The sequence below is a fragment of the Streptomyces sp. NPDC058000 genome, from assembly GCF_042886435.1.
In the GTDB taxonomy this organism is placed as follows: domain Bacteria; phylum Actinomycetota; class Actinomycetes; order Streptomycetales; family Streptomycetaceae; genus Streptomyces.
Window position 1 is genome coordinate 1 of sequence record NZ_JBHVQS010000046.1, and the last position, 25,154, is coordinate 25,154.

At 71.8% G+C, this 25,154-nt stretch carries 22 protein-coding genes and 1 tRNA gene; 14 read left to right on the forward strand and 9 right to left on the reverse strand.

The genetic code is table 11. From position 1 onward, the window contains the following. Positions 1-531: 531 nt before the first annotated feature. Positions 532-954, forward strand: a complete 423-nt coding sequence (locus tag ACFVT2_RS31745) for a peptidase inhibitor family I36 protein (RefSeq protein ID WP_390023466.1) — start codon at positions 532-534, stop codon at positions 952-954. A 98-nt stretch (positions 955-1,052) separates the two neighbouring features. Here ACFVT2_RS31745 and aceE read toward each other — a convergent pair whose 3' ends face one another. Then, a complete protein-coding gene (gene aceE / locus ACFVT2_RS31750) occupies positions 1,053-3,800 on the reverse strand; it encodes a pyruvate dehydrogenase (acetyl-transferring), homodimeric type (RefSeq protein ID WP_390023468.1) in 2,748 nt (915 codons plus the stop codon). A gap of 517 nt (positions 3,801-4,317) precedes the next feature. Between aceE and ACFVT2_RS31755 the strand changes: the two genes are divergently transcribed. The 6 genes from ACFVT2_RS31755 to ACFVT2_RS31780 all read left to right on the forward strand — a co-directional run bounded on the left by ACFVT2_RS31755 (position 4,318) and on the right by ACFVT2_RS31780 (position 9,180). Continuing rightward, on the forward strand, positions 4,318-4,740 hold the full coding sequence (locus ACFVT2_RS31755) for a DUF3052 domain-containing protein (protein ID WP_390023470.1): 423 nt from the start codon (positions 4,318-4,320) through the stop codon (positions 4,738-4,740). A gap of 151 nt (positions 4,741-4,891) precedes the next feature. Further along, positions 4,892-5,350 carry a peroxiredoxin gene (locus ACFVT2_RS31760; protein WP_390023472.1) on the forward strand — a complete coding sequence of 153 codons (459 nt, stop codon included), beginning with the start codon at positions 4,892-4,894 and terminating at the stop codon, positions 5,348-5,350. Positions 5,351-5,686: 336 nt separating this feature from the next. Then, positions 5,687-6,262, forward strand: coding sequence for a TerD family protein (locus tag ACFVT2_RS31765; RefSeq protein ID WP_390023474.1), 576 nt, complete (start codon positions 5,687-5,689; stop codon positions 6,260-6,262). A 115-nt stretch (positions 6,263-6,377) separates the two neighbouring features. Beyond that, the gene (locus tag ACFVT2_RS31770; RefSeq protein WP_390023476.1) at positions 6,378-6,953 is read left to right on the forward strand and encodes a TerD family protein; all 576 of its coding nucleotides are present in this window, start codon (positions 6,378-6,380) and stop codon (positions 6,951-6,953) included. Positions 6,954-7,206: 253 nt separating this feature from the next. Beyond that, positions 7,207-8,343 (forward strand): DUF475 domain-containing protein, encoded by a 1,137-nt coding sequence (locus ACFVT2_RS31775; protein WP_390023478.1) that lies wholly within the window; start codon positions 7,207-7,209, stop codon positions 8,341-8,343. A 99-nt stretch (positions 8,344-8,442) separates the two neighbouring features. Beyond that, on the forward strand, positions 8,443-9,180 hold the full coding sequence (locus ACFVT2_RS31780; RefSeq protein WP_390023583.1) for a Tellurium resistance: 738 nt from the start codon (positions 8,443-8,445) through the stop codon (positions 9,178-9,180). An 84-nt stretch (positions 9,181-9,264) separates the two neighbouring features. Here ACFVT2_RS31780 and ACFVT2_RS31785 read toward each other — a convergent pair whose 3' ends face one another. Further along, on the reverse strand, positions 9,265-10,437 hold the full coding sequence (locus tag ACFVT2_RS31785; RefSeq protein WP_390023480.1) for a TerD family protein: 1,173 nt from the start codon (positions 10,435-10,437) through the stop codon (positions 9,265-9,267). 218 nt (positions 10,438-10,655) lie between these two features. Between ACFVT2_RS31785 and ACFVT2_RS31790 the strand changes: the two genes are divergently transcribed. The 4 genes from ACFVT2_RS31790 to ACFVT2_RS31805 are packed head-to-tail and all read left to right on the forward strand — an operon-like array spanning position 10,656 to position 15,890. Then, positions 10,656-11,828 (forward strand): HpcH/HpaI aldolase/citrate lyase family protein, encoded by a 1,173-nt coding sequence (locus ACFVT2_RS31790; RefSeq protein ID WP_390023482.1) that lies wholly within the window; start codon positions 10,656-10,658, stop codon positions 11,826-11,828. Between the two features lie 57 nt (positions 11,829-11,885). After that, complete coding sequence (locus ACFVT2_RS31795; RefSeq protein ID WP_390023484.1) at positions 11,886-14,351, forward strand: phosphoribosyltransferase; 2,466 nt, start codon at positions 11,886-11,888, stop codon at positions 14,349-14,351. Beyond that, positions 14,351-15,178, forward strand: coding sequence for an HAD family hydrolase (locus tag ACFVT2_RS31800; RefSeq protein ID WP_390023486.1), 828 nt, complete (start codon positions 14,351-14,353; stop codon positions 15,176-15,178). Before ACFVT2_RS31795 ends, ACFVT2_RS31800 begins: the two co-directional genes overlap by 1 nt. Before the next feature lie 52 nt (positions 15,179-15,230). Beyond that, a complete protein-coding gene (locus ACFVT2_RS31805) occupies positions 15,231-15,890 on the forward strand; it encodes an O-methyltransferase (RefSeq protein ID WP_390023488.1) in 660 nt (219 codons plus the stop codon). Positions 15,891-15,920: 30 nt separating this feature from the next. Here ACFVT2_RS31805 and ACFVT2_RS31810 read toward each other — a convergent pair whose 3' ends face one another. The 6 genes from ACFVT2_RS31810 to ACFVT2_RS31835 all read right to left on the reverse strand — a co-directional run bounded on the left by ACFVT2_RS31810 (position 15,921) and on the right by ACFVT2_RS31835 (position 22,298). Then, the gene (locus tag ACFVT2_RS31810; protein ID WP_390023490.1) at positions 15,921-16,142 is read right to left on the reverse strand and encodes a zinc ribbon domain-containing protein; all 222 of its coding nucleotides are present in this window, start codon (positions 16,140-16,142) and stop codon (positions 15,921-15,923) included. 85 nt (positions 16,143-16,227) lie between these two features. Beyond that, on the reverse strand, positions 16,228-17,265 hold the full coding sequence (locus ACFVT2_RS31815; RefSeq protein ID WP_390023492.1) for a sugar kinase: 1,038 nt from the start codon (positions 17,263-17,265) through the stop codon (positions 16,228-16,230). A 201-nt stretch (positions 17,266-17,466) separates the two neighbouring features. After that, a complete protein-coding gene (gene dgoD / locus ACFVT2_RS31820; RefSeq protein WP_390023585.1) occupies positions 17,467-18,615 on the reverse strand; it encodes a galactonate dehydratase in 1,149 nt (382 codons plus the stop codon). Positions 18,616-18,739: 124 nt separating this feature from the next. After that, complete coding sequence (locus tag ACFVT2_RS31825) at positions 18,740-19,444, reverse strand: FadR/GntR family transcriptional regulator (RefSeq protein ID WP_390023494.1); 705 nt, start codon at positions 19,442-19,444, stop codon at positions 18,740-18,742. Between the two features lie 228 nt (positions 19,445-19,672). Then, positions 19,673-20,461: a DUF4383 domain-containing protein gene (locus tag ACFVT2_RS31830; protein ID WP_390023587.1), complete on the reverse strand. Its 789-nt coding sequence runs from the start codon at positions 20,459-20,461 to the stop codon at positions 19,673-19,675. Between the two features lie 427 nt (positions 20,462-20,888). Beyond that, positions 20,889-22,298 (reverse strand): hypothetical protein, encoded by a 1,410-nt coding sequence (locus ACFVT2_RS31835; protein WP_390023496.1) that lies wholly within the window; start codon positions 22,296-22,298, stop codon positions 20,889-20,891. 210 nt (positions 22,299-22,508) lie between these two features. Here ACFVT2_RS31835 and ACFVT2_RS31840 point away from each other — a divergent pair. Together ACFVT2_RS31840 and ACFVT2_RS31845 are read left to right on the forward strand one after the other, a co-directional pair. Then, a tRNA-Val gene (locus tag ACFVT2_RS31840) sits at positions 22,509-22,580 on the forward strand. A 189-nt stretch (positions 22,581-22,769) separates the two neighbouring features. Then, a complete protein-coding gene (locus ACFVT2_RS31845; protein WP_390023498.1) occupies positions 22,770-22,919 on the forward strand; it encodes a hypothetical protein in 150 nt (49 codons plus the stop codon). A gap of 53 nt (positions 22,920-22,972) precedes the next feature. Here ACFVT2_RS31845 and ACFVT2_RS31850 read toward each other — a convergent pair whose 3' ends face one another. Next, positions 22,973-24,109, reverse strand: a complete 1,137-nt coding sequence (locus ACFVT2_RS31850) for a nuclease-related domain-containing protein (RefSeq protein ID WP_390023500.1) — start codon at positions 24,107-24,109, stop codon at positions 22,973-22,975. Between the two features lie 469 nt (positions 24,110-24,578). Between ACFVT2_RS31850 and ACFVT2_RS31855 the strand changes: the two genes are divergently transcribed. Next, positions 24,579-25,130: a DoxX family protein gene (locus ACFVT2_RS31855; protein WP_390023502.1), complete on the forward strand. Its 552-nt coding sequence runs from the start codon at positions 24,579-24,581 to the stop codon at positions 25,128-25,130. The last annotated feature ends 24 nt before the right edge of the window (positions 25,131-25,154 follow it).

Below are 25,154 nucleotides of genomic sequence, written 5' to 3' on the forward strand. Positions count from 1 at the left end.
AGGGCCGAACCACCCCCTCGGCCGGCCGCGCGCCGTTGCGCGTACGGGTCCGCGGCCGGGGCCGGGCCGGTCCGGAGACCGGCCCGTCGGCCGTCATCCGCCGTCAACCCGCACTCCAGCACCGCCCCCCACCGGCAATCACCGCTCCCCAGGCAGCAGTTGACCTCCGAGCCGGAGGCGCATCCCTCGTTCGGGTGGCCCGAGGCGGGAACCAGCGGGCCCGGTCCCCGCCTCCTGGACCGCGGCCCCATCCAACTCCCTTGCCGCAGACCAGAGGAACCGTTTCCGCGCCCCGCCCCTACCGTCCATGGCACGTCAACTCCGCTTACCGGCAGCCCGGTTCACGATCGTCGAGTTATCCCCATACCTGATCCGGGTGGAGGAGTCGCCGCGGGCTTGGCGGACGCGCCCGTTCCGCCGCACGCTCGAACCCGAACCCGCTGCGGGCACCCGCCCGCCGCGGACAACACCGCCGTGGCCCGCGCCGACCTGCGCGGCCCACCACGGCCACGACACGGGGGAGCGATTCTCATGCGCATCCACACGTCAGGCACGTCCCGCAGCGCCGCACTCGTCACCGGCCTCGCCGCGCTGGCCGCGGCGCTGGCCACGCCGTACATCCTGGGCACCCCGGCCGCCCACGCGGCCGGCGGCGGCCGCACCGCCACCGCGTCCGGTGACTGCTCGGCCGGGCAGCTGTGCCTGTGGCCGAAGACGGACTTCGGCGGCCGTCGACAGAGCTACGAGCTGTCCGGCACCGACATCGAGAGCTGCGTGACCCTCCCCAAGGGGATGACCGCCGCCTCGCTCGCCAACCGCACCGGCCGCCCGGTCACCACCTACCAGAGCGCCGTCTGCGCCGAGACCGGCGAGTTCGACACCTACCCGGGCGGCGGCAGCTGGGTGCCCCGTTCCCCGTACCAGGTAAGGGCGTTCAAGCTGTGGGAGCACTGAACGGTCCGGCCCCGACGGACGCACCGCGCCCCCCGACCGGCGGGCTTCGCCGGTCGGGGGGCGCGGAGGAGACGGTGCGGCGGACGGCCGCGGGGAGGTCAGGCGTCGCCGCCGGCCTCACCCGCGTCGGCGGCCGTCACGTCCAGCAGCTGGTAGCGGTCGATGGCCTGCTTGAGCAGCGAGCGGTCGACCTTGCCCTCCTTGGCCAGCTCGGTGAGCACGCCCAGCACGATCGACTGGGCGTCGATGTGGAAGAAGCGGCGGGCAGCACCGCGGGTGTCCGCGAAGCCGAAGCCGTCGGCACCCAGCGACTGGTACGTGCCCGGCACCCAGCGCGCGATCTGGTCCGGGACGGCCCGCATCCAGTCCGAGACCGCGACCTTCGGGCCCTCGGCGCCCTGGAGCTTGCGCGTCACGTACGGCACGCGCTGCTCCTCCTCCGGGTGGAGCAGGTTGCGCTCCTCGACCTGCACCGCCTCGCGGCGCAGCTCGTTCCAGGACGTCGCCGACCACACGTCGGCCTTGACGTTCCACTCGTCGGCGAGGATCTGCTGGGCCTCGACGGCCCACGGCACCGCGACGCCCGAGGCAAGGATCTGGGCCCGGTGCTCGCCCTTCTCGCCCGGCTTGATCCGGTGCAGACCCTTGAGGATGCCCTCGACGTCGACGTCCTCCGGCTCCGCCGGGTGCAGGATCGGCTCGTTGTAGACGGTCAGGTAGTAGAAGATGTCCTCGCCCGGCTGGCCGCCGGCGGTCTCGCCGTACATCCGCCGCAGACCGTCCTTGACGATGTGCGCGATCTCGTAGCCGTAGGCCGGGTCGTAGGCGACACACGCCGGGTTGGTCGAGGCGAGCAGCTGGGAGTGGCCGTCGGCGTGCTGCAGGCCCTCACCGGTCAGCGTCGTGCGGCCGGCGGTCGCGCCGAGCACGAAGCCGCGGGAGAGCTGGTCGGCCATCTGCCAGAACTGGTCGCCGGTCCGCTGGAACCCGAACATCGAGTAGAAGACGTAGACCGGGATCAGCGGCTCGCCGTGGGTGGCGTACGCGGAGCCCGCCGCGATCAGCGACGCGGTGCAGCCGGCCTCGGTGATGCCGTCGTGCAGCATCTGACCGGTCGGGGACTCCTTGTAGGCCAGCAGCAGCTCGCGGTCCACCGACTCGTAGGTCTGGCCCAGCGGGTTGTAGATCTTGGCCGACGGGAAGAACGCGTCCATGCCGAAGGTGCGGTACTCGTCCGGGGCGATCGGCACGAAGCGCTTGCCGATCTCCTTGTCCCGCATCAGGTCCTTCAGGACGCGGACGAACGCCATGGTCGTGGCGATCTTCTGCTGTCCCGAGCCCTTCTTGGCGGTGGCGTACGCCTTGTCGCCGGGCAGCTCCAGCGGCTTGGCACGCACGACCCGGGTCGGCACATAGCCGCCCAGCCCCTTGCGGCGGTCGTGCATGTACTGGATCTCTTCGGACTTCGGGCCCGGGTGGTAGTACGGCGGCGCGCCGTCCTCCAGGTCCTTGTCCGGGATCGGCAGGTGCAGCCGGTCGCGGAAGCGCTTGAGGTCCTCGACCGTCAGCTTCTTCATCTGGTGGGTGGCGTTGCGGCCCTCGAAGTTCGGGCCGAGCGTCCAACCCTTGACGGTCTGGGCCAGGATCACGGTCGGCTGGCCCCGGTGGGCCTTGGCCGCCGCGTACGCCGCGAAGATCTTCCGGTGGTCGTGACCGCCACGGCCCAGGTGCAGGATCTGGTCGTCGGTCATGTTCGCGACCATCGCGCGCAGCCGGTGGTCGTCACCGAAGAAGTGCTCGCGGATGTACGCACCGGTCTCGGTGGCGTACGTCTGGAACTGGCCGTCGGGGGTGCTGTTGAGCTTGTTGACCAGGATGCCGTCGCGGTCCTGCGCCAGCAGCGGGTCCCAGCTGCGGTCCCAGACCAGCTTGATGACGTTCCAGCCGGCGCCGCGGAACTGCGACTCCAGCTCCTGCATGATCTTGCCGTTGCCGCGGACCGGGCCGTCCAGCCGCTGGAGGTTGCAGTTGACGACGAAGGTCAGGTTGTCCAGGCCCTCGCGGGCGGCGATGGACAGCTGGCCGAGCGACTCCGGCTCGTCCATCTCGCCGTCGCCGAGGAACGCCCAGACGTGCGACTTGGAGGTGTCGGCGATGCCGCGGGCCTCCAGGTAGCGGTTCATCCGGGCCTGGTAGATCGCGCCGAGCGGGCCGAGGCCCATCGAGACGGTCGGGAACTCCCAGAAGTCCGGCATCAGCCGCGGGTGCGGGTAGCTGGAGAGCCCGTTGGGGGCCTTGGACTTCTCCTGGCGGAAGGCGTCCAGCTGGGTCTCGGTGAGTCGGTCCAGGAGGAAGGCGCGGGCGTAGATGCCGGGGGAGGCGTGGCCCTGGAAGAAGATCTGGTCGCCGCCGTCGCCCTCGTCCTTGCCGCGGAAGAAGTGGTTGAAGCCCACGTCGTACAGCGAGGCGGAGGAGGCGAAGGTGGCGATGTGGCCGCCGACGCCGATGCCCGGGCGCTGGGCGCGGGAGACCATCACGGCGGCGTTCCACCGGGTCGCGTTGAGGACCTTGCGCTCGATCTCCTCGTTGCCCGGGAAGAACGGCTCGTCCTTGGTCGCGATGGTGTTGACGTAGTCCGTGCTCCGCATCTCGGGCACGGCCACACGCCGCTCGCGGGCGCGCTCGATCAGGCGGAGCATGAGGTAGCGGGCACGTTCCCGGCCTCGCTCGTCGACGGCCGCGTCGAGCGAGTCGAGCCATTCCTGGGTCTCTTCGGGATCGAAGTCCGGGACCTGGCTGGGAAGGCCGCCAATGATGATCGGGTTTCGATCGGATCCGGAAGCCACGCTGTTCCTTCGGGTTCGGTTCGTGTCGTGCTCTGCCTGCTATTGCCGCTGCGCACGGGGACGAAAGCTGTTTGTGCCTTGTGTCGCGCCGTCTTCCATCGTGTACCGAGCCACTGGGATACGTCACCTCTACCGATGGGTAACCACCCGCTGAGAGATGGCGCGGAAAGGGCCGATACTTGTGGTCGGCCAAATCGCAACCATACGCGCATCTCGAAACGCCCCGGCGTGCGGCCGTGCGGCGCCGGCAAGGGGAGCCGGAAGGCTCCGATACCCTTCGCGGGGGCCATTCCTTCCCGCCTACCCCATATACCCGGCACAATGCTGTGGTGCGTATCACTTCATGGTGTCCTGGTGGGGGCCGGGCCGCGGCGGTGGGCCCGTCGATCGTCACCGTTTCGGCGGTCTCGACCGTCGGGTACTTGCGCGATCCGCCCGGCACGTGTGGACTACGGCCAATGCTCCGCGCACGCGCGGAGTCCCCGAGTACTTTCCGAAACATGACAGGAGGCAATCCGTGAGCGCGACCGCGGACCACGCGGAGGAGCGGACCAACCCTGCCACCAGGCTGGGGTTCGAGCCCGGACAGGTGGTCCAGGAGATCGGCTACGACGACGACGTCGAGCAGGAGCTCCGAGAAGGCATTGAGTCCATCATCGGCCAGGACCTTGTGGACGAGGACTATGACGATGTTGCCGACATCGTCGTCCTATGGTTCCGGGACGAGGACGGCGATCTCACGGACGCGCTGGTGGACGCCATCGGCCTGCTCGAAGAGGGCGGCATGATCTGGCTGCTGACGCCCAAGACAGGGCGCGACGGCTACATCGAGCCGAGCGACATCAACGACGCCGCACAGACCGCGGGCCTGTCCCAGACCCGGAGCATCAACGCGGGTAAGGACTGGACCGGCAGCCGGCTGATCTCGCCCAAGCGCTGATCGACCGCGCCACCCGACGTCCTCGCCGAGCCCCTTCCGGAGTCGTTCCGGAAGGGGCTCGGTGCAGTTCAGGAGCGGTGCGCCGGCCATCTGGGCGGACGCGTAGGGTGGTCGCGTCCAGTAGAGGGTGACGCGGGAAGGAAGCAGTCCCATGGCGATCGAGGTCGGCACCGCAGCTCCGGATTTCGAGCTGAGGAACCAGCACGGCGAGCTGGTGAAGCTCTCGGACTTCCGCGGCGAGAAGAACGTCGTGGTGCTCTTCTACCCGTTCGCCTTCACCGGCGTGTGCACCGGTGAGCTCTGCGCGCTCCGCGACGAGCTGCCGAAGTTCGTCAACGACGACGTGCAGCTGGTGGCCGTCTCCAACGACTCCCTGTTCTCGCTGCGGGTCTTCGCCGAGCAGGAGGGCCTGGAGTACCCGCTGCTGTCGGACTTCTGGCCGCACGGCGAGGTCTCCAGGGCGTACGGCGTCTTCGATGAGGAGAAGGGCTGCGCGGTACGTGGCACCTTCGTCATCGACAAGGAGGGCGTGGTGCGCTGGACGATCGTCAACGGCCTGCCCGACGCCCGTGACCTCAACGACTACGTCAAGGCGCTCGCGGCCCTCTAGGGCCGGTCGTCACATTCCCGTCTGCCTCGCGACGCCTGGCACGCCCTCTCGCCGCACCGGGCGAAAGCCCAAGTACGTCCAGTACAAGGACTTCCGCCCGGCACGCCGTGAGCACGCACCAGACGCCGCGGGGCCGCCCTTCGGGCGACGACGGGAATGTGACGACAGGCCCTAGACCTGCCCGGTGGATCATGGCCGGGGCCGGACATCCGTCGAGATCCATGTGCGTTATCTGCGTTCGGCGGGAACCGGTCACTAGGATCAAATCGTTGATCCGATGCCATGCACGATGGGGGCGCACATCTGGACGTACCCCTCGAATCTACGGGAGGACTCGTGGGAGTCAGCCTCAGCAAGGGCGGCAACGTCTCGCTGACGAAGGAAGCCCCCAATCTGACCGCCGTTCTCGTCGGTCTGGGCTGGGACGCGCGTACCACCACCGGTACGGACTTCGACCTGGACGCCAGCGCCCTGCTGACGAATGACCAGGGCAAGGTCGCCAACGACCAGAACTTCGTGTTCTTCAACAACCTCAAGAGCCCGTGCGGTTCGGTCGAGCACACCGGTGACAACACCACCGGTGAGGGCGAGGGCGACGACGAGGCCATCAAGGTGAACCTCGTCGGTGTCCCCGCCGACGTCCACAAGATCGTGTTCCCGGTGTCGATCTACGACGCCGAGACCCGCCAGCAGAGCTTCGGCCAGGTCCGCAACGCCTACATCCGCGTGGTCAACCAGGCCGACGGCAAGGAGCTGGCGCGCTACGACCTGAGCGAGGACGCCTCGACCGAGACCGCCATGGTCTTCGGCGAGCTGTACCGCAACGGCGCGGAGTGGAAGTTCCGCGCCATCGGTCAGGGCTACGCCTCGGGCCTGCGCGGCATCGCGCAGGACTTCGGCGTCAACGTCTGACCGCACGGCGCGACCGTGCCCGGCGCCGTACGCCCCGATCGGGGAGTGCGGCGCCGGGCGCGTTTCCGGGGCGTGCGCCGCGCCCCGCACCGACACCGGGGAGGAAGCGAACACCATGGGCGTCACGCTCGCCAAAGGGGGCAACGTCTCCCTGTCCAAGGCCGCTCCGAATCTCACTCAGATCACGGTCGGCCTCGGCTGGGACGCGCGGTCCACCACTGGAGCACCCTTCGACCTCGACGCCAGTGCGCTGCTGTGCCGGTCGGGTCGGGTGCTGGGGGACGAGTACTTCGTCTTCTACAACAACCTCAAGAGCCCCGAGGGGTCCGTCGAGCACACCGGGGACAACCTCACCGGTGAGGGCGAGGGCGACGACGAAACGATCCTGGTCGACCTCACCCAGGTCCCCGAGCAGGTGGAGACGATCGTCTTCCCGGTCTCGATCCACGAGGCCGATCTGCGCGGGCAGAGCTTCGGGCAGGTCAGCAACGCCTTCATCCGGATCCTCAACCAGGCCGACGGCAGCGAACTCGCCCGTTACGACCTCAGTGAGGACGCCGCCGGCGAAACCGCGATGATCTTCGGAGAGGTCTACCGCCGCAACGGCGAATGGAAGTTCCGGGCCGTGGGCCAGGGGTACGCGTCGGGCCTGCGGGGCATCGCCCTGGACTTCGGGGTCGACGTTTCGTAAGCGGGTACGACACCGCCCGGTCGTCGGCGGTGTCGGAAGGTGTGTCGTCCGCCGCGGGCCAGGCGCGGCGGGCGGCACTCTGGGGCTGCCGTCCTCGAAGAGTGGGAACGCTGTTCCCGACCTGCGGTTCTCCGGTCGGGCGGGGGTCGACCGGCCCGGCCGGAAAGTGCGCGCTCTAGACTTCGGGTCAACGTTTTGCAAAGCGCCGCGCACTGCGCGCGGGGGACCCACACAGCGAGGGATTGGGTAGGCAGTGCTCCTGAAAACCTTTGGCTGGTCGTTCGCCATCACGGTGCTCGGCCTCGGCCTGGCCGGCGTCCTCTGGGGGTGGCAGGGGCTCGCGATCGTCGGGATCCTGTCCATCCTGGAGATCTCGCTGTCCTTCGACAACGCGGTCATCAACGCGGGCATCCTGCGCAAGATGAACGCCTTCTGGCAGAAGATCTTCCTCACCGTGGGCATCCTCGTCGCGGTGTTCGGCATGCGGTTGGTCTTCCCGGTCGTCATCGTCGCGATCACCGCGAAGATGGGGCCGATCGAGGCGGTCCAGCTCGCCATCAACAACAAGGCGCACTACGAGGAGCTGGTCACCAGCGCCCACCCGGCCATCGCGGCCTTCGGTGGCATCTTCCTGCTGATGATCTTCCTCGACTTCATCTTCGAGGACCGCGACTACACCTGGCTGTCATGGATCGAGAAGCCGCTCGCCCGGATCGGCAAGCTCGACACCCTCTCCGTCGTCGTCGCCCTGGTCGTCCTGCTGGTCAGCGCCGTGACGGTGGCGCCGCAGGCCGCGCACGGCGGCGGTGACAAGACCACCACGGTCCTGTTGGCCGGCATCGCGGGCCTGGTCACCTACCTCGTCGTCGGCGGTATCTCCGGCTACTTCGAGGGCCGGCTGGAGGACGACGAGGCGGACGGCGAGGACGGCGCCGGGGCCGCGGTGCAGAAGAAGGGCAGCGGGGCCGGCGCCGCGGTGGGCCTGGCCGGCAAGGCGGCGTTCTTCATGTTCCTCTACCTGGAGGTCATCGACGCCTCGTTCTCCTTCGACGGTGTCATCGGCGCGTTCGCCATCACCAACGACATCTTCGAGATGGCACTGGGTCTGGGCATCGGCGCGATGTACATCCGCTCGCTGACCGTCTTCCTGGTCCGCAAGGGGACCCTGGACGACTACGTCTATCTGGAGCACGGGGCGCACTACGCCATCGGTGCGCTGGGCGTCATCCTGCTGGTCACGATCCGGTACGAGATCAACGAGGTCATCACCGGCCTGGTCGGCGTCGTCCTGATCGCGCTCTCCTTCGGTTCCTCGGTGCTGCGCAACCGGCGCGAGGGCAAGCCGGGCGAGAGGTCGTCGGCGCAGTCGGAAGTGTCGTCGGGAGTGTGACGGACCTCTGAATGAGGAACGCTTTCTGCGGGGCGGCCACGGGGACACACCCACGGCCGCCCCGTACTGGGTAGGGGCCACAACGATGGGGTGGGGAAAGTGTCGTTCCTGGGGAACTTGTGGCGTGGCAACGCGCCGAAGTTCGACGGCGGTGGCGCGTCGTACGTCGTCGAGCTGACGAAGCGGAATCCGGTCGTCTCGCTGACGAAGCAGGGGGCGGCCAGCGGCCATCTGCGGGTCAATCTGAGCTGGCAGATGCGGACCTCGGACTTCGGCGAGCGGGGCGGGCAGCGCTCCGGCAGTCTGCTGCGCAACCCGAGCAGGCTGTTCCGGCCGGAGATCGTGCAGGCGCAGGGCCCGGCCGTGGTCAACGTGGACCTCGATCTGGCCTGTATGTACGAGCTCCAGGACGGCAGCAAGGGCGTGGTGCAGCCGTTGGGCGACTTCCTCGGCGACCTCAACGCCCCGCCGTTCGTCAAGCTCAGCGGCGACGACCGGTTCGGTTCCGGGTCCGGCGAGACGCTGTACATCAACCTGGACCACCGCGACGAGATCAAGCGACTGCTGATCTTCGTCTACATCTACGACGGGACCCCGGCGTTCGACCGTACGCACGCGGTGGTGACGCTCTACCCGAGCACCGGGCCGCGGGTCGAGGTCAAGCTGGACGAGCGGGCGCCGCAGGCCCGTTCCTGCGCCATCTTCATGCTGGAGAACGGCAAGGACGGCCTGTCGGTGCGCCGCGAGGTGAAGTACGTCTACGGCTTCCAGGCCGAGCTGGACCGGCTGTACGGCTGGGGGCTCCAGTGGGGCCGCGGCTACAAGTCGAAGGTCTGAGCAACCGGGCGGGCACGCCCGGCACGGCCGGGGTGCCGGGGGACACCGTGCGTGTCTCCCGGCACCCCGGCCGTTTCCGGTGCGTCAGCGGCGCTGGAACTGCGGCCCCTGGGGCGGCAGGACGAACGCCGGGTCGGGCATGAAGGGCTGTGGTTGCTGTGGTTGCTGCGGCGGCGCCGGGTAGCCGTACGCGGGGGCGGGCTGCGGCTGCTGCGGATAGCCGTAGGTGGGCGGCTGCTGGGGCGGGTAGGGCTGCTGCTGCGGCGGGCCCGGGTAGCCGTAAGCGGGCTGAGCCGCGGGCTGGGCCGGCGGCTGCGTCGGCGGGGGCGGGACGTTGGCCGGGTAGCCGTAGCCGTAGCCGTAGCCGCCGGTGGGGGCGGGGGGGAGCGGAGCGGCGGAGAACGGTTCCGGCATCCGGTCCGGTACGTGCTGGGTGATCGCCGCCGGGTCCGACTGCGGGGCGCCGGCCGGCGGGGCGGTGGCCTGCTCGGGCCAGGCGCCGGGGGGCGGGGAGACCGGGCCGGACGGGGTGGGGCCGGGCGGGGCCGAGGTCGGCGCGCCGGTCGCGGGGCGTGCGACGGCCGCGGTGGGGTCCTCGCCCTGCGGGTCCGCGGTGGACGCCTCGGGGGACGGGGAGTCGGCGGCCGGCGGCTCCGCGGCGCTCGCCTCCGGGGGCGCGGGGGGCTTGGGGGCCGTCCGACCGGTGGACGTGTCGTTCTCGTCCACCGAGATGCCGAATTCGGTGGCCAGGCCGACCAGTCCGCTCTCGTAGCCCTGGCCCAGCGCCCGGAACTTCCAGCTGTCGCCGCGCCGGTACAGCTCACCGCAGATCAGCGCGGTCTCCTCGCCCGTCTCGGGCACCACGTCGAAGACCGCCAGTGGCTCCGCGCCGTCCGCCGCCGCGTCGTACAGCAGCACCCGTAGGTCCGTCACCCCGCCGAACGGGCCGCCGTCCGAGGAGGCGGCGAGCACCACCCGCGCCACCGAGGTGTCGAGCGGCGTCAGCTCCGCCTCGATGGTGTCGGTGAGGGCGTCTGTCAGGCGGGCCTTGGGCAGGTGCCGGACCAGGCCGCTGGGGTGTCGCGGCTGGTTGTAGAAGACGAAGTCCTCGTCGGAGCGCACGCGCCCGTCCGGTCCCACCAGCAGGGCCGAGGCATCGACGTCGGGGACGCCGGTGCCCGGCGTCCAGCGCAGGACGGCCCGGACGGCCGTGGCGTCGAGGGGGACGTTCGACCCCTTCAGCATCGCGTGCGTCATGCCGCAATCCTGCCTTCCCTGCGGTGGCGGCCACAACGCGGGGGCCGGGCCCGGTGCTTCCCGGACACCCGGTGGCCGCGTCGGGGTGGCCGGACGGTGGCGGGTTTTTCGTGTGCGCGGGAACTTTCCGGACCCCCACACACGTACGATTACCGGCTGGATCCAGACACCGAGATGCAGCGGGGGTGCCCGGGTCCCGCTTCTATACGGGGAGTTGTATGCGTCACTTTGGGCATCTTGCGCCCGACATCCGGAAGACCCTGTTCCATAAGGAGCCGGTGGAATTCACCGCCGACTCCCCGGCCCGCACGCTCGCAGCCGCCCTCGGTGCCACGCTCTACAGCCCCGCCACCCGCCCCCGCCTCGCCGTCGACGTCCTCAAGCAGGCCGCCCACGGCGTCACGTCCATGGTGCTGTGCCTCGAAGACTCCATAGGCGACGGCGACGTGGCGGCCGGTGAGGAGAACCTCGTCCGGCAGCTCGGCCTGCTCGACGAGGCGGCCGACCGTGGCGAGGACCTTCCGCTGCTCTTCGTCCGGGTCCGCGAACCGGCCCAAATACCGGACCTGGTGCGCCGGATGGGACCAGCCGTGCGCAGACTGTCCGGATTCGTACTTCCCAAGTTCACCGCAGAGAGCGGCCAGCCGTTTCTGGAGGCGTTGGCCCGCGCCGAATCCGCCTGCGGGCGGCGACTGTTCGCGATGCCGGTGCTGGAATCCCCGCAACTGCTCCACCTGGAGAGCCGCGCCGCAACCCTGGCGGGCATCGCCCGTACCGTCGAGGCCCACCGCGACCGGGTGCTCGCGCTGCGCCTCGGCGTCACCGACTTCTGCTCCGCCTACGGCCTGCGCCGGGCCCCCGACATGACGGCGTACGACGTGCAGATCGTCGCCTCCGTGATCGCCGACGTGGTCAACGTCCTCGGCCGCGCGGACGGCACCGGCTTCACCGTCACCGGCCCGGTGTGGGAGTACTTCCGGCTGCACGAGCGGATGTTCAAGCCGCAGCTGCGCCGCAGCCCGTTCCTGGGCCAGGCCGAGGAACTCCGCACCACCCTGATCGAGCACGACATGGACGGCCTGCTGCGCGAGATCGAACTGGACCGCGCCAACGGCCTGACGGGCAAGACCTGCATCCACCCCTCGCACGTCGCCCCGGTGCACGCCCTGTCCGTCGTCAGCCACGAGGAGTACAGCGACGCCACCGACATCCTGCGGCCGGAGCGCGGCGACGGCGGGGTGCTGCGCTCCGCGTACACCAACAAGATGAACGAGGTGAAGCCGCACCGGGCGTGGGCCGAGCGGACGCTGCTGCGCGCCGAGGCGTTCGGCGTGGCCCGCGAGGACGTCGGCTTCGTGGAACTGCTCACCGCGAGCCTCCAACCGGCCTGAGCACGGCGGCCCGACAGGAACCCCGACCACAGCGAGAACGACGGCAAGAGCACTGGCATGAACGACGGCATGGACGCGACGACGGAGGAGACACGGCACGTGGTGTGGACGGGAGAGTGGGTCGCCGGACGGCTCGGCGTCGCGCTGAGCGGCGGGGACGAGCTGTCGGAACTGCTCGGGCTGGCGCTCCGGCGCAACCCCAAGCGGGCCCATCTGCTGGTCTCCAACGTGCTCGGCAAGCACGTACCGCAGCGCCCGGACGTGGTGTACGGCGCGGGCGTCGGGCTGGGCCGCCGGGTGCGCGCACTGCTCGGTGACGCGGACGCCGCCCGCGCCCTCGTCCTCGGATACGCCGAGACCGCCACCGGGCTCGGCCACTCGGTCGCCGACGGGCTGGCGCTCGCGCCGTACCTGCACTCCACCCGCCGCCCGGTCCCCGGCGTACCGCACGCCGCCGGCTTCGAGGAGGAGCACAGTCACGCCACCGCGCACCTGCTGCTCCCCGAGGACCGCACCCTGCTCGCCGGCGACGGCCCCCTGGTCCTCGTCGACGACGAGTTCTCCACCGGGCGCACGGTCCTGAACACCATCCGGGCGCTGCACGCCCGCTATCCGCGGAAGCGGTACGTCGTCGTCGCCCTGGTGGACATGCGCTCCGCCGCGGACCGCGAGCGGCTCGCGGAGTTCGCCGCCGACCTGGGCGCCCGCGTCGACCTGGTCGCCCTGGCCGGCGGCGGCGTCCAACTGCCCGACGACGTCCTGGACCGCGGCCGGGACCTGGTCGCCGCCCACGAGGAGCCGCCCGCGCCCCCCGTGAGCGGCGCGGCCCCGCGCCCGGACGCGGTGCGCATCGACCTCGGCTGGCCCACCGGGCTGCCCGACGGCGGACGGCACGGCTTCACCCCCGCCCACCGCGCGCTCCTTGAGGAACGACTGCCCGCCATGGCCGCCCGGATCGCGGCGCACCTCGGCGACGCCCGCCGCATCCTCGTCCTCGGCAACGAGGAGCTGATGTACGCCCCGCTGCGCCTGGCCGGTGCCCTGGACGCGCGGATCGCCGGGACCGGCGGGACCGTCAGTTTCTCGACCACCACCCGCTCCCCGGTGCTCGCCGTGGACGACCCCGGCTACGCCATCCGCACCCGGCTGGCGTTCCCCGCCCACGACCACCCGGCGGACGGCCCGCGGGAGCGCTACGCGTACAACGTCGCGCCCGGAAGCGACCCGGCGCGCCGCTTCGACGCCGTCGTCGCGGTCGTCGACTCCGCCGGCGACCGCCCCGAACTGCACGCCCCCGGCGGCCTCTTGGACCGGCTCGCCGCCCACACCGACCGGCTGCTGCTGGCCGTCGTCCCCGCCCACACCCCGCGCGGCGCGCTCCCCGGACCGCTGCGCGGCCCCGCCTTCTCCTCCTACGCCCCCGAGGAGGTCGGCTGGCTGCTCCAGGACCTGTCCGACGTCACGTTGGAGGCGCCCACCGAGGAGCGCGAGGAGGCGATCCAGCGCGGCGGCGCCCACTACGCGGAGTCGCTACCGGTCGAGTACCAGCCCAGCGAGGGGTACCAGGAGCTGTTCCACGCCGCGCTGCGCACCTCCGCCGACCGGATCGCCCGCGCCGTCGGGACCGTCACCGAGACCGTCCTCGCCGAACGGGGCCCCGGCCCCGTCCTGGTCTCGCTGGCCCGGGCCGGCACCCCCGTCGGCATCCTGATGCGCCGCTGGGCCGCGTACGCCCACGGCCTGGACCTGCCGCACTACGCCGTCTCCATCGTCCGCGGCCGGGGCATCGACACCACCGCCCTGCGCTGGCTCGCCGCCCACCACGACCCGGCGGACGTGGTCTTCGTGGACGGCTGGACGGGCAAGGGCGCCATCACCCGCGAACTCGCCGGGACGCTGGCGGGACTCACGGAGTTCCCCGACTTCGACCCGCGGATCGCGGTGCTCGCCGACCCCGGCGGCTGCGTGACGACCTACGGCACCCGCGACGACTTCCTCATCCCGTCCGCCTGCCTGAACTCCACCGTCTCCGGGCTGATCTCGCGCACCGTGCTCCGCGCCGACCTGGTCGGACCGGACGACTTCCACGGCGCCAAGTTCTACCGCGAACTGGCCGGCGGCGACCTGTCGGCGACGTTCCTGGACACCGTCACCGCCCGCTTCGACGCGGTCGCCGACGAGGTCGCCGCCGACGTACGGGAACTGGCCGCCACCGACCGCACCCCGACCTGGGCGGGCTGGGCGGCCGTCGAGCGGATCAGCGTGGAGTACGGCATCCACGACATCAACCTCGTCAAACCCGGCGTCGGCGAGACCACCCGGGTCCTGCTCCGCCGGGTCCCCTGGCGGATCCTCGCCCGGCGCGGCGCCGGCAGCGACCTCGACCACGTCCGACTGCTGGCCGAGCAACGCGGCGTACCCGTCGAGGAGGTCGACGAACTCCCCTACACCTGCGTCGGGTTGATCCACCCCCGCTTCACCCGCGGGGCCACCGGCGCGGACGGCAAGGCGGTGGCCTCCTGATGACCACACCCGCACCGCTGGTCGCCAGCGACCTCGACCGCACCCTGATCTACTCGTCCGCCGCGCTGTACCTGTCCGGGCCGGACGCGGCGGCCCCCCGGCTGCTCTGCGTCGAGGTCTACGAGGGCCGGCCGCTCTCCTATATGACCGAGACGGCCGCCGCGCTGCTCACCGAACTGGCCGGCCGCACCACCTTCGTACCGGCCACCACCCGCACCCGCGAGCAGTACCGGCGCATCCATCTCCCCGGCCCGCCACCGGAGTTCGCGGTCTGCGCCAACGGCGGCCACCTGCTGGTCCGGGGCGAGTCCGACCCGGACTGGCAGCGCACCGTCGCCGCCCGGCTCGCCGCCCGGTGCGCGCCGCTCGCCGAGATCCGCGCGCACCTGGTCCGCACCGCCGACCCGGCCTGGCTGCGCTCGGAACGCACCGCCGAGGACCTCTTCGCCTACCTCGTCGTGGAGCGGTCGCTGCTGCCGGAGACCTGGGTGAAGGACCTGGCCGACTGGGCGGAGCCGCGCGGCTGGACGGTCTCCCTCCAGGGCCGCAAGATCTACGCCGTTCCGAAGCCGCTCACCAAGAGCGCCGCGGTCGCCGAGGTGGCCCGCCGCACCGGCGCCACCGGGATCCTCGCGGCCGGCGACTCACTGCTCGACACCGACCTGCTGCTGGCCGCGGACCGCGGCTGGCGGCCGGGCCACGGCGAACTGGCCGACACCGGCTGGCGGGCCCCGCACGTCACCGCGCTCCGCGAACGGGGGGTGGCCGCCGGCGAGGTGATCGCCCGCGCCTTCCTGGCCGGCGCCACGGACCCGGGGCGCGTCTGATGACGCGGCCCGGTCGCCGGCAATAGGCTGCCGGCGACTGGGAGGAGAGTCCGTGGCCGAGCCCAAGAGCGCCCCGCTCACACCGGAGCTGTACGACTACGTGTTGGCGCACAACCCACCGCTGGACCCCGCACTTCAGGAACTCGCGGAGCGCACCCGCGAGCGGTTCCCCGAGGCGGCGGGGATGCTCTCGGCGCCCGAGCAGGCGTCCCTACTGGCCTTCCTGGTCCGCCTGACCGGGGCCCGGCACGTGGTCGAGGTGGGCACGTTCACCGGCTTCGCCACCCTCGCCATGGCCCGCGCGCTGCCCGCCGGCGGAACGCTGACCGCCTGCGACGTCTCCGAGGAGTGGACCGCCTACGGCCGGGAAGCCTGGGCGAAGGCCGGGGTCGCGGACCGGATCCGGCTGCGGATCGCCCCCGCGCTGGAAACCCTCCGGGGGATGCCGGCCGAGCCGCACATCGACCTGGTCTACCTCGACGCCGACAAGGGCGGCTACATCGCCTACTGGGAGGAACTGGTGCCGCGGCTGCGGCCCGGTGGCCTGCTCGTCGCCGACAACGTCCTGTACCACGGTGACGTCACCGACCCCGCGGCGACCGGACCGGCCCTGGCGATCCGGGAGTTCAACGACCACGTCCTGGAGGACGTGCGGATGGAGGCGGTGCTGCTCACCGTGGCGGACGGGGTGACGCTGGCCCGCAAGCGCTAGGCCGTGTCCGCCGGCGGGCCGGGGCCGTGGTCAGCCGCAGCAGCCGCCCCCGCAGCAGCCGCCGCCCCCGCCGCGCGGGGCGGCCGACGGGCCGGGGGCGGACGCGGTCCCGCCGACGGCGACGGTGGAGAGCAGCTTCACGGTGTCCTGGTGGCCCTCGGGGCAGGAGGCCGGGGCGGACGACTCGGCCATCGGCCGGTTCAGCTCGAAGGTGGTCCCGCAGGGGCGGCAGCGGTATTCGTAACGGGGCATGGCCACAGATTAGGGCCTGCCCGCCCGGACCGACCCACCGGACGGGCCCCCGCTGCGCCCTGCCGCGTCCTGCTACGCCCCCCGCTCAGCGCACCACGGTGCCCGGCGGCGCGCCCAGCAGGTCCAGCTCCGCGCGGGTCGGCGCGCCCTCCCAGTCGCCCACCGAGGCGGCCGCGAACGCGCCGGTGGTGGCCGCCCGCGCCAGCCGCCCGGCGAGGTCCGCGCCGTCCAGCAGCGCCGAGAGGTAGCCCGCGGTGAAGGCGTCGCCGGCGCCCACCGGGTCCACCGCCCGGACCGGGACGGCGGGTTGGTGGCGGGGGCCACCGTCCCCGGCGTAGGCCGTCGCGCCGTCCGCACCGTGCGTCACCACCACCTCGCGGACCCCCAGGACCAGCAGCCGGGCCGCGTCCTCGTCGGTGCCGCCGGCCGGTCCGGGCAGGCACAGCGACAGCTCGTCGTCGGAGGCGATCAGCACGTCCACCGAGGGGAGCCAGTCCCGCAGCACCTCGGTGGCCTCGGCGGCGGTCCACAGCCGGGCGCGGAAGTTGACGTCCAGGCAGACGAGCGTGGCGTGCCGGCGGGCCAGCCGGAGCGCGTGCCCGGCCGTCGCGCGGGCCACCGGGCCCAGCGCCGGGGTGATGCCGGTGAGGTGCAGTACGCGCGGCGGGGCGGCGGCGAAGGCGTGTTCGACGGCGGCCGCCGCGGGCCGGGAGCCGGCCGAGCCGGTGCGGTAGTAGTGGACCCGGGTGACCTCCGGCAGCCGCGGCTCGAAGAGGATCAAGCCGGTGGGCGCGTCCGGGTCGGCGGTGGCACCGGACACCTCGACGCCCTCGGCCCGCAGCGTCCGCAGCACCAGTTCCCCCGCCTCGTCCGCGCCGACCGTGCCGGTCCAGTGGACGCGGTGGCCGAGCCGGGCCAGGCCGATCGCGACGTTGCTCTCCGCACCGGCGACCGAGACCCGTAGCGTGCCGCCGAGCTTCAGGGGGCCGCTGCCGCGCAGCGCCACCATGGTCTCGCCGAAGGTGAGCACGTCCGGGCGGGCGGGGCCGGCTGGTGTCCTCGTGCCGGCCGGTGTCCCGGTGGCGGCCGGTACGCCGGTGCCGTCCTGTGCGGTGGCGTCCATCTGTCCCCCTGGGCCGTGCGAACGGTGCGTGCGCGCTCTGCTACGTGGTGCTCCTGCCATGCGGTGCTCCTGCCGTGCAGTGCTCCTGCCATGTGCTGCGTCCGCGGCCCGTGTTGCCCGGCGCGTCGCCGGTGGGGTCTCGTCGCCGATCTCGTACCCGTCGCCGTTTTCGGATCCGTCACCATGCGGCTTTGAGATCCGTCACCATTCGGCGAACGCGCCGTCCTCGTACCGCCAGACCGGGTTCCGCCAGGTGTGCCCGCCCGCCGCGTCCGCCGCGCGGACCGCCGCTTCGTCCACCTCCACCCCGAGGCCCGGGCGGTCGGTCCGCAGCAGTGCGCCGCGGTCGAAGCGGAACGGCGCGGTATCGACGACGTAGTCCAGCAGCTCGGCGTCCTGGTGGTAGTGGATGCCCAGGGACTGCTCCTGGATGAGGAAGTTCGGGGTGGTGAAGGCCACTTGGAGGCTGGCGGCGAGGGCGACCGGGCCGAGCGGGCAGTGCGGGGCGAGATGGGCCCCGTAGGTCTCCGCCAGGGCGGCGATCCGGCGTAGCTCGGAGATCCCGCCGGCGTGCGAGACGTCGGGCTGCACGACCGCGATTCCTGCCTGGAGCGGAGCCAGGAATTCACGGCGGGTGTAGAGGCGTTCACCGAGTGCGAGCGGAATGCCGGACGCGTCGACGAGGCCGGGGAGGGCCTGTGGATGGTCGGGGAGGACGGGCTCCTCGACGAACATCGGCGCGTGTTCCGCCAGCAGCGGCAGCAGCCGGCGGGCAGTGGAAGGGGAGACGCGGCCATGGAAATCGAGGGCGAAGTCCCGTTCGTCGCCGAGGACTTCACGGGCGGTCTCGGCGCGCCGCAGGCAGGCGCGCACCTCGGCGCGGGTGGCCAGCGGGGACATCCGCCCGCAGCCGTTCATCTTGACGGCGGTGAAGCCCGCCTCGACCTGTTCGGCCAGCGCGTCCCGGATCTCCGCCGGCTCGTCGCCACCGACCCAGGCATAGGCCCGCACCCGGTCGCGGACCGGTCCGCCCAGCAGTTGGTGGACGGGGAGCCCGCAGTGCTTCCCCTTGATGTCCCACAGCGCCTGATCCAGGCCGGCGACGGCGGAGGAGAGCACCGGGCCGCCGCGGTAGAAGCCCCCCTTGGTCAGCACCTGCCAGTGGTCCTCGATGCGCGCCGGGTCCTGCCCGAGCAGGTATTCCGCCAGCACCGCCACCGCTGCCCGGACCGGCTCGGCCCGCCCCTCGACCACCGGCTCGCCCCAGCCCACCACACCCTGGTCGGTCTCCACCCGGACGAACAGCCAGCGTGGCGGGGCGAGGAAGGTCTCGATACGGGTGATCTTCAGGGAGTCGGCCATGGCGCGGGGACCGTCCTTCCGTCGCGGTTTCCGTCGAGCGGCGTCCACCCCTCCCCCTACCCGCGCCCGGCGGCCCCGGCCCCTCCCCGACCGGCCGTGCCCCCGCCCCGCCCTACGGATGCTCGCGCGCCGACTTGTCGAGCAGTTCCAGCATCGCCATGTACGCCCCGTCCACGTCCCGGTCCCGGACCGCCTCGGCCACCGCCGCGTGCACGGCGTGCGGATGCGCGAAGGCGCCGCCGGAGGCGTACACCTCCCGGCCGCGCTGGATGATCACGGGCACGATCACCCGGTGCATCTGCGCGTAGAAGCGGTTGTTGGAGGCGAGCAGCATCGCGGTGTGGAAGGAGGCGTCGGCGCGGATGAGCAGCACGGGATCGTCCTCGGTCGCGGACATCGCGCTCAGTGCGGCACTGAGGGCTTCGAGGTCGTCGTCGGTACGGCGCTCCGCGGCCAGGGCGGAGGCCGCCGGCTCGATGGACCGGCGGAGTTCGAGCACGTCGGCGAAGAAGTCGGACGAGGCGCCGGCCGCCAGCTTCCAGCGCAGCACGTCGGAGTCGAGGAGGTTCCACTCCTCACGGGGGCGGACGTAGGTGCCGTGGTTCTGACGGGTGGCGAGCAGCCCCTTGGCGGTCAGCACCTTCACCGCCTCGCGCAGCACGGTCTGGCTGACGTCCAGTTCCGCCACCAGCTCCGACACGGCGAGGACGTCCCCCTCGCCGTAACTGCCCTCGCAGATCCGCTTGGCGAGCGCCTCGACGGCCGCTCCGTGCCGCCCGTGACCCGCGTACGAGGTGGGATTCCCCAACTGCCCCATGGTCGCTCCCAGGTACCCGGTACTCCCGTGCTGCCCCCGTACTCCTCATACCCACGCCCCGGCGCCCCGCCCGTGGTGTGGGCCACCGCCCCGCAGCCGTCAGGGCGCGCCGAGCACACGACCCCACCTCGGCACGCCCTGCCGTCCTGCTGCCCTGCCGTCCTGCCGTCCGGCTCACCACTCCCTACCGCTCGGTGCGCCCCCGCTCGTCACCACTCCTCCCGCTCGTCACAACTCCTCGGAGCTGCCGGCCGGAGGCGCTCCGCCGGGTCCCGCGCCCTTCTCCGCGCTCATCGTCCCCGTACCCGTGCTCGTACCCGTCCCCGTACCCGGGCGCGCTTCGGCGTGCGCACCGGTGTGCCGGGGGTGCGGGCCGGTGACGCTGGTGCCGGGACCGAGCGAGCCGAGCCCACCGTGCCAGGCGCCCTGCATCCGTACCCGCGCCGACTGCCGCCCGGCCGTCATCCCGGACACCGGGTGCAGCTCCCCGCGCTCGAAGCGTTCGGCCTCCTCCGGGTGTCGGGCGCGCCAGTAGGGGTTGTCGTGCGACAGACCGCCGCTGACCCGCCCGTACATCCCGAACACCAGCAGCAACAGCCCCACCACGAAGCTGAAGAGCACGTTCTGGATCTTGAAGGCGAGGAAGTTGGAGTCGGTCTGCAGCAGCCCGAGGTTCACGAAACCGCTCAGCAGGAACAGCCCGCCGAGCACGATGTTGAGGGTGGAGGCGAAATTGCCGCCGATCACCATCCCGGCGAAGAGCAGCGCGCCGACGACGATCGAGAGCACGCTGAGCGCGCCGTTGGTGTTCAGCCCGGCCGCGGTCGAACCGCCGGTGTCGAAGAACCCGATGTTGTGGGTCAGGCCGAGGACGCCGAACGCGACCAGCACCAGCCCCATCACGCCCGCGCCGATGCGGTAGACCTGGCTCAGCCGATGGTCCACGGGCAGGTGTTCGTTGATCTGGGTGCGCCGCCGCTTGAACCGGCGGAGGGGGTTCGCGGGCTTGTGCAGCACCTGGCCAGGTGCACCGGTAGCAGCCATATCCGGCCTCCTTCGCACAGCTGAGCCGCCTGGGCCGTATTCGCTCCAGAACTCCAGAACTCCAGCATCCGCCACGGGGGCATTTCATGCCATTGCGGGTGGGGGGTGGGGGAGTGGTGGGGTGCGCGGGAGTGGTGGGGGAGCGGTGGGCTGCGCGTGAGTGGTGGGGCGGGTGGAGCCGTCGCGGGATGGAGGCGGGCCCGACCAGCGACTACCGGCCCCGGACCCGGACCCCCAAGCCCCACAGCCGTACCGCCCCACAGTCGTACCGCCAGCCGTACCGCCCCACGGCCGTACCGCCCCACGGCCCTACCGCCCCACGGCCCTACCGCCCCACGGCCCTACCGCCCCACGGCCCTACGGCCCCACAGCCGTACGGGGGGCCACAACCCCACCGCCGTCACCGACCGCCCGTAGCCCCGCCCCGCGCGTCCCGGATCTCCTGTACCACCCGGGCCGCCGCCTCCCGCACCGCCTCGGTCTCGGTCAGGAAGTGCCACCAGTCCGGATGCCGCCCCTCCAGGCCCGCGACCGCGCGGTCCAGCCGCGCCACCGCCTCGTCCAGCGGCCCGGCGTGCCGGGGGTCGGGCGTGCTGCGCCCCGCCATCGCCAGCCGTTGCGCGTCCCGGATCGTGAAGCGGGTCCGCTCGATCTCCTGCTGCCGGTCGGCCGCCACCGCGTCCAGCCGCCGCAACCGGTCGCCGGCCGCCGACACCGCCTCGTCGGTGGTGTTGAGCAGCGCCCGTACCGTCGCCAGCCGGCTGGTGGCATCCGCCCAACGCTGCTCCGCGCGGGCCTGTCCGGCCTCCTGGAGCGCGGCCCGCGCCTGCCCGACGGACTCCACTGCCTGCTCCGGCACCTTCTGGAGGTCCTGCCAGCATGCCGCGCTGTACCGCCGCCGCAGCTCACTGAGGACCGGGGCGACCTGCTGGGCACGGGTGGTGATGGCCTCCGCGCGGGTCCGCAGCGACACCAGCCGCTTGTCGATCTCCGCGGCGGTCGCCGGCAGCCGCTCCGCCTCCGACCGGATCGCCCCGGCCTGCCGCTGCACCTCCTCCGCACGCTGGATCGTGCCCGGTACGCCGTGCTGTCCGGCCCCTTGGTTCAGCTTGGTCAGCTCCGGCCCGAGCGCCGCCAACCGGGCCGCGAGGTCGTCCGCCCGCAGGCCCTGCCCCCGGACCGCGTCCAGGCCGTTGCTCGCGGCCAGCAGCGCCTGCCGGGCCTGCTCCACCGCCGGGGCCACCCGCGCCAGCTGGGTCTCGGCGTTCTGCAACAGCGGCGTGAGGCTCTGCGCGAACCAGTCCAGCTCCCCGCGGACCCGCTCCAGCTCTTCCCGGGCCCGGGTCAGATCCGCCCGCGCCCGCGCCAGCGCGGCACCGTCGACGTCGTCCCGATCGAGATCATGGGAATCGACCGCGGTGATGTACCCCTGGCTGACCTGGTCGATCCGCTGCCCGAAGCTCTCGTACTCCGCCGCGGCCTGCCGGGCCCGCTGGGAATCGTCGACGGCGGTGATCGTCTCCACCGAGATCCGCAGGTCCCGATGGGCGGTGTCGAGCTCGTAGAACGCCGCCGCGGCGGCATCCTTGGCGGCCTGCGCATCGGCCCGCTGACTCTCCCCGCGCCCGAACCAGCGCCGGGTGCCGCCCCCGGCGAACGCCATCGGCGCCACCGCCGCCAGCAGCGGCAACGGCAACAGGACGAGCCCCACCACGTCCAGGGCCGCCTGGCGCACCTGGCCCCCGCGGGTGCGACGGCGGATCTCCCGCCCGGACGGCCGCGGCTGCGGCTGCATATGTGTCGCCGTCACATCCCTCTCCCGATCGGATCGCCCCAGGACCGGCTGACATTCTCCCACCCACCCCAACGAACATCTCGACCGGTGAGTTCACGACCCCTTCGTCCCCGCCCATCCACCGGCCCGAACCCCTCGACCCACAGCCGAACGCTGTGCCGTTCCGCCCCCCGGCCCAGGTTTGCGGTCCCGGCCCTACGGCAAGGTAGTCTGTCGGCTCGACCAGGGCGCATAGCTCAGCGGTAGAGCGCTGCTCTTACAAAGCAGATGTCGGCGGTTCAAATCCGTCTGTGCCCACATAGATGAACCGTGAGGTCAGCGGCCCCCCACTCCACTGAGTGGGGGGCCGCTTTCATGATCGGAGTCCACTGGGAGTCCAACGTGCGTTGACGTGCGTCGTCGGGCTCCCGGGTGCGCTCTGGCCGTATGGCCGCGCACCTGCCCGTGGTGGTGCGTCTGCCGTTGCTGTCGGGCGGCCGGTGAGGGGTGGGCGATGTCGAAGTCCTGGGCCTGGCGTACCGGCCCGCCGACCTGTCGGAGTTCCTGTCCCGGGCCGGGCTTGATCCGGACCTGGTGTGGTCCGACGACCAAACGTTGATCGAGTGGCGCGGTGGTGGACGGGACGTGTGGGCCTGAGTGTCCAGGCGGGGTAGCCATTGCGGGGTGTGCCGCGCGAGGTCGTCGAGAGGTCAGCGCGACCGATTCTTTCGTCGGTTGGTGAGCCATACCTGCCGGTGCCGCGCGACCGCGTAGATAGAGGCCACCTGGCTGGCTGACAAGACGTGGGGCCGGGCGGCCAAGGTGTGATCGATGGCGGCGCCGTCAATCACCAGTACGCGCGGATCGTGTGCGTCGATCTTGATTGACCGTGCGCCCACGACCCCGATGACTGGCTGAACGGGCACGTCCCGCCCGCACCAGTGGCGAAGCAGTTCCGCGGTCCTCGTCGCTTCGGACGTGCTGTTGCGCAGGTAGTCCGTGCTGCCGCCGTTGACCCGCAGCATCACGTCGCCGACCCACACGCTCGCGCCTGCGTGGTGTTTGGCGTTGACGGTGAAGACGCCCGACGGGCCGATGGCCAGGTGGTCGATGTCGCTTCCCCGCGGCCACTTGATCCCGTGCAGGATGCGCCAACCGGCCGGAGCCAGCCGCTCAAGGGCGGTCCCAACGGCCAACTCGCCCGCGAGGCCGCTCCGGATGCGTTCGGGGACGAGGGTCCCCCGCGTCAGGCGAGAGGCGATGCGGACGAGCTTGCTGTGCTCCAACTCCGCGGCGCGGGCCATCTCTTGGAGGGCGGCACCCGGGCGGTTCGCTGCCAGATCGTCGCCCGGAGTCAGCGTGGGAAGCGGCGGAACGGCCATCGCCTGCGGAGACTGAGGGGCCTGACGGGTTGGTGGGGTCTGAGGGGTTGGTGGGGTCGGTGGGGCCTGACGGGCCGGTGGGGGAGAGGCTTGTGGTGGGTTCGGTGGGTTCGGCGCGGTCGGGTGGGTGTTCTTGTGGCGTCCCGAACCGTCCTGGTGTCGAAGCCACTCCGTGATCTTCGTCGAGGCGGCCTCCCGCAGCTCTTCGACGAGTACGTTCAGCTCACCGGTGATGCAGTCGTACCAGGCAACGGCCTCGCCCTTAGGGCCGGGGCGATTCACGTAGAGCCGGTCCTTGCCGCCCTTCCGCCAACGCTTGACCACCAGTTCGTCCACGGCGCTCCCCCCGAAGCCGATCATCCGTATCGAGGTCACCACGGAACGTGGGACCGCGCAAGACGGCCTGATTGGCCATGCGGGATCAGTCGCCCAGTCGCCCAGCCGACCCATCGCCGAGTCGACCAACCCGCCCAGTCGACCAACGCGTCAAACCGGCCAACTCGCCCGCGCCGGACGGGTTGTTGTGGGCTCGGTGTGCCCGAGCGTCCGACCGCGGCCGGTACGGGCGACGGCGAGAGCGTCGGGCGCCGTGGTGCGGGCCGGCGGGGTGTGTGGCGTACTCCGTGTCCATCCGCAGCGCGTGATCGATCTTGACTGCGTCCGGCGGCGCCGGGAGCGGTGGCGGCAGTAGCCGTCCGTGGCTCCGTAGCTCCGTGCCTCCGTACCTCCGGGCGGGCGGGCGGTGCTGGCTGGGGTGGCCCCCGATCGATGGTGATTGGGGGTCTTTGGTGTTTCCGGGGTGATGTGTATGGTGGGTGTTGACTTGAACTTTCAAGTAAATGGTTCAGGAGTGATCAACCGGTGGCCTGACCGGCCGGTTCGCCACGCGGTGCAGTCGGTCCGGCACGCGGTTCAGAGGGAATGAGCGTTTGTCATGACAACCCCCCACAGCACGTTCGGAGCCGATCGCGCCGGTGCCGCGGTGCGGTTCGCCCCTTCTCTGCACGGCTATGACGTCGGCCTGCTTCTGCTGCGGCTGGTCCTCGGACTGACCATGGCGGCACACGGCGGCCAGAAGCTGTTCGGCTGGTTCGGCGGTCCGGGCCTGGACGGCACCGGGAAGTTCTTCGAGGCGAGTGGCTATCCGTCGGGCAAGGTGATGGCCCTGTTCGCCGGGCTCACCGAGACGCTGGGCGGGCTCGGGCTGGTGCTTGGGCTGCTGACGCCGCTCGCCGGCGCGGCCGTGGTCGGCGCGATGATCAATGCGCTGGCGGTGAAGTGGGGCGGCGGTTTCTTCGCGCCCCAGGGCGTGGAGTACGAGCTGCTGATCGTCACCGGGGCGGCCGCGCTGGCGCTGACCGGGCCCGGCCGCTACGCCGTCGACCGCTTCCTGCCCGGGTTGCGTGCCCACCGGTTGGTGTACGGGGCGGCCGCGCTGGTTCTGAGCGCGGTGCTCGCGGCGATCGTGCTGCTGCTCCGGAAGTGAGTCCGGAGGGGCGCGGACGCGACC

Coding starts and splice junctions, on each gene's coding strand:
- ACFVT2_RS31745 (WP_390023466.1), top strand. CDS start 532: ATGCGCATCCACACGTCAGGCACGTCCCGCAGCGCCGCACTCGTCACC.
- ACFVT2_RS31760 (WP_390023472.1), top strand. CDS start 4,892: ATGGCGATCGAGGTCGGCACCGCAGCTCCGGATTTCGAGCTGAGGAAC.
- ACFVT2_RS31770 (WP_390023476.1), top strand. CDS start 6,378: ATGGGCGTCACGCTCGCCAAAGGGGGCAACGTCTCCCTGTCCAAGGCC.
- ACFVT2_RS31785 (WP_390023480.1), bottom strand. CDS start 10,437: ATGACGCACGCGATGCTGAAGGGGTCGAACGTCCCCCTCGACGCCACG.
- ACFVT2_RS31790 (WP_390023482.1), top strand. CDS start 10,656: ATGCGTCACTTTGGGCATCTTGCGCCCGACATCCGGAAGACCCTGTTC.
- ACFVT2_RS31795 (WP_390023484.1), top strand. CDS start 11,886: ATGAACGACGGCATGGACGCGACGACGGAGGAGACACGGCACGTGGTG.
- ACFVT2_RS31800 (WP_390023486.1), top strand. CDS start 14,351: ATGACCACACCCGCACCGCTGGTCGCCAGCGACCTCGACCGCACCCTG.
- ACFVT2_RS31810 (WP_390023490.1), bottom strand. CDS start 16,142: ATGCCCCGTTACGAATACCGCTGCCGCCCCTGCGGGACCACCTTCGAG.
- ACFVT2_RS31815 (WP_390023492.1), bottom strand. CDS start 17,265: ATGGACGCCACCGCACAGGACGGCACCGGCGTACCGGCCGCCACCGGG.
- ACFVT2_RS31825 (WP_390023494.1), bottom strand. CDS start 19,444: ATGGGGCAGTTGGGGAATCCCACCTCGTACGCGGGTCACGGGCGGCAC.
- ACFVT2_RS31855 (WP_390023502.1), top strand. CDS start 24,579: ATGACAACCCCCCACAGCACGTTCGGAGCCGATCGCGCCGGTGCCGCG.